Genomic DNA, 3,464 nt, shown 5'->3' on the forward strand with positions numbered 1-3,464 from the left:
CAGGCGCCAGCCCCTTGCGCCCCATCAACACTTCATACGCCGATTCGCGGTCGACGGGCTTGTCGTAACGGCCCTTGAACGGCGACCCGGCGATCAGCATCGTGCGCTCGGTGGCCGTCAGCGGCCCGATCCGCGACTGCGGCGGCGCGACCAATACGCGCTGGACCATCTCCGGCGTGCCTTTGTCCTGCAAGGTGCCGACCAGCGCCTCGCCGATCCCCAGTTCAGTCAACACCGACAAAGCGTCGAACGCCGGATTAGGCCGAAAGCCGTCCGCCACCGCCCGCAGGGATTTCTGCTCCTTGGCGGTAAACGCGCGCAAACCGTGCTGAACCCGCAGACCCAACTGCGCCAGCACGTCATCCGGCAAGTCGCCCGGCGATTGCGTGACGAAATACACGCCAACGCCTTTCGAGCGAATCAGCCGCACCACTTGCTCAAGTCGCTCCTGCAACGCTTTCGGCGTGTCGGCAAAGAGCAAATGCGCCTCATCGAAAAACAGCGCCAGCAACGGTTTGTCGGCGTCGCCGCGTTCCGGCAGTTGCTCGAATAGTTCCGCCAACAGCCACAACAGAAACGTCGCGTAGACCTTCGGCGCTTCGTGGACCAGACGGCTGGCATCGAGCAAGTGAATGCGCCCGCGACCATCGGCCGCCGGTTGCAGGATGTCTTCGAGTTGCAGCGCCGGTTCGCCGAACAAGGCTTCGGCGCCCTGCTGTTCGAGGATGGCCAGGCGTCGCAACAGCGCCTGGCTGGAACCGGTGGTCATCAGCGCTGCGTCATCGCCGAGCAATTGCGGGTTGTCGCGCAGGTGATTGAGCAGCGCTTTCAAATCTTTCAGATCGAGCAGCAACAGGCCTTCACGGTCGGCGACCTTGAACGCGGCATACAGCGCCGATTGCTGGCTGTCGGTGAGTTCGAGCAACGCGCCGATCAGCAGCGGGCCCATTTCACTCAAGGTTGTGCGCAGTGGATGACCGGACTCGCCGTGAATGTCCCACAAGGTCACGGGATAAGCCTGCGGCGTGTAATTGAGCCACGGCATCCCGGTGATGCGTTCGGCGACTTTGCCTTGCGGGTTGCCGGCGGCGCCGAGTCCGCACAAGTCGCCCTTGATGTCGGCGGCGAACACCGCCACGCCGGCATCGCTGAAGGCTTCGGCCAGACGTTGCAAGGTGACGGTTTTGCCGGTGCCGGTGGCGCCTGCGACCAGACCATGACGATTGGCCAGGCGCATGGCCTGGGCAATCGGCTGCCCTGCAAGGTCGGCGCCGATAACGAGTTTCGAGGAGTCAGGCATTTTGTCACCCATGGTTAATCTTTGATCGTTGACGGCCGATAAATAATGGCGAGAACCAGACTGAAGAGAGCCTCGTTAATTCCCTAAGGAGAGACGGAATATCAGCTTGATTTCACGCAGCCCGATTTGCCCGTGCTTATAAAAGCACGACCTGGACATTAAGACCTTAGCGGACACCCCAAGCCATGAACAAAAATCTGCGTTTCAGCCATAAGATCCTGCTTGCGGCCGCACTGGTCGTGATTGCCGCGTTTGCTTCGTTCACGCTGTACAACGATTATCTGCAACGCAACGCGATTCGCGAAGACCTCGACAACTACCTCACCGAGATGGGCGAAGTCACCGCCAGCAACATCCAGACATGGCTGAGCGGGCGCATTCTGCTGATCGACAACCTCGCGCAGAACATCGCAATCAACCCCGAGCAGGCCAGCGTTTCCAGCCTGCTGGAGCAGAAAGCGCTGACGTCAACGTTCATGGCGTCCTACCTTGGCGACGCCACCGGGCATTTCACCATCCGCCCCGACGCGAAGATGCCTGACGGCTTCGACCCGCGCGTTCGCCCTTGGTACAAAGGCGCGGAAAGCAGCAGCACGCCGACCCTGACCGAACCGTACATCGATGCCGCGACCGGCCAAACCATCATTTCCATCGCCACAGCCTCGAAGAAAGCCGGGCAAAGTGTCGGCGTGGTCGGTGGCGACTTGAGCCTGCAAACGCTGATCGACACCCTCAGCGCCCGCGACTTCGACGGCATGGGTTACGCGTTCCTGGTCAGCGCCGACGGCAAGATTCTGGTGCACCCGGACAAAGCCTTGGTGATGAAATCCCTCAGCGAGGCTTACCCGAAAGACACGCCACGGATCAGCAGCGACTTCAGCGAAGTCGAGATCGACGGCAAGACGCGCATCGTCACGTTCACGCCGATCAAGGGTTTGCCCTCGGTCAACTGGTACATCGGCCTGTCGGTGGACAAGGACAAAGCCTTCGCCATGCTCAGCGAATTCCGCACTTCGGCGGTGATTGCGACGGTGATTGCCGTGGCCATCATCATCGCCCTGCTCAGCATGCTGATCCGCATTCTGATCCAGCCGTTGCACGTGATGACCCGCGCGATGCAGGACATTGCCGACGGTGAAGGCGATTTGACCAAGCGCCTGACTATTCAGAACCAGGACGAGTTCGGCATCCTCGGCACCGCGTTCAACCGTTTTGTCGAGCGCATTCACACGTCGATCCGCGAAGTGTCTTCGGCCACCGGCCAGGTCAACGAAGTTGCCTTGCGGGTGGTGGCGGCGTCGAACTCGTCGATGTTCAACTCCGACCAGCAAGCGTCGCGCACCAACAGCGTGGCCGCCGCGATCAACCAGCTCGGCGCTGCTGCGCAGGAAATCGCGCGCAATGCCGCACAAGCGTCGAATCAGGCCAGCGATGCCCGCAGCCTCGCCGAAGATGGCCAGCAAGTGGTCGACCGCAGCATCAAAGCGATGAACCAGCTGTCGAGCATGCTCAGCGCGTCGAGCAGCAATATCGAGTCGCTGAACAGCAAAACCGTGAACATCGGGCAGATTCTCGAAGTGATCACCAGCATTTCCCAGCAAACCAACCTGCTGGCGCTCAACGCCGCGATTGAAGCGGCGCGCGCCGGTGAAGCGGGTCGCGGCTTTGCGGTGGTCGCCGACGAGGTGCGCAACCTCGCGCACCGCACGCAGGAATCGGCGCAACAAGTGCAGACAATGATCGAGGAGCTGCAAGTCGGCGCCCGCGAATCCGTCAGCACCATGAGCGAGAGCCAGCGCCACAGTCAGGACAGCGTGGAAATCGCCAACCTGGCCGGCGAACGCCTGAACAGCGTGACGATGCGCATCGGCGAGATCGACGGGATGAACCAGTCGGTGGCGACTGCGACCGAGGAGCAGACGGCCGTGGTGGAGTCGATCAACGTCGACATTACCGAGATCAATACGCTGAACCAGGAAGGCGTGGAAAACCTGCAATCGACATTGCGCGCGTGTTCCGATCTGGAGCAGCAAGCGGCGCGGTTGAAGCAGTTGGTAGGCAGTTTCCGCATTTAGGTTGTATTTGAGGTTGTATTTGAGGGTCTATTCGCGGGCAAGCCTCGCTCCTACAGGTGATCGCGTCCCCTGTAGGAGCGAGGCTTGCC

At 61.1% G+C, this 3,464-nt stretch carries 2 protein-coding genes and 1 pseudogene; 2 read left to right on the forward strand and 1 reads right to left on the reverse strand.

The annotated features are described in order from the left end of the window. On the reverse strand, positions 1-1,300 hold a 1,300-nt coding region (locus BI292_RS09190; RefSeq protein WP_101207689.1), incomplete at its 3' end, for a helicase HerA-like domain-containing protein. Positions 1,301-1,485: 185 nt separating this feature from the next. Here BI292_RS09190 and BI292_RS29455 point away from each other — a divergent pair. Together BI292_RS29455 and BI292_RS29460 are read left to right on the forward strand one after the other, a co-directional pair. Further along, a pseudogene (locus BI292_RS29455) lies at positions 1,486-2,517 on the forward strand (cache domain-containing protein); the annotation flags it as partial. Between the two features lie 93 nt (positions 2,518-2,610). Next, complete coding sequence (locus BI292_RS29460) at positions 2,611-3,375, forward strand: methyl-accepting chemotaxis protein (RefSeq protein WP_371918719.1); 765 nt, start codon at positions 2,611-2,613, stop codon at positions 3,373-3,375. Positions 3,376-3,464 lie beyond the last annotated feature (89 nt).

It is taken from the genome of Pseudomonas sp. 43NM1, assembly GCF_002836905.1.
Taxonomy (GTDB): domain Bacteria; phylum Pseudomonadota; class Gammaproteobacteria; order Pseudomonadales; family Pseudomonadaceae; genus Aquipseudomonas; species Aquipseudomonas prosekii.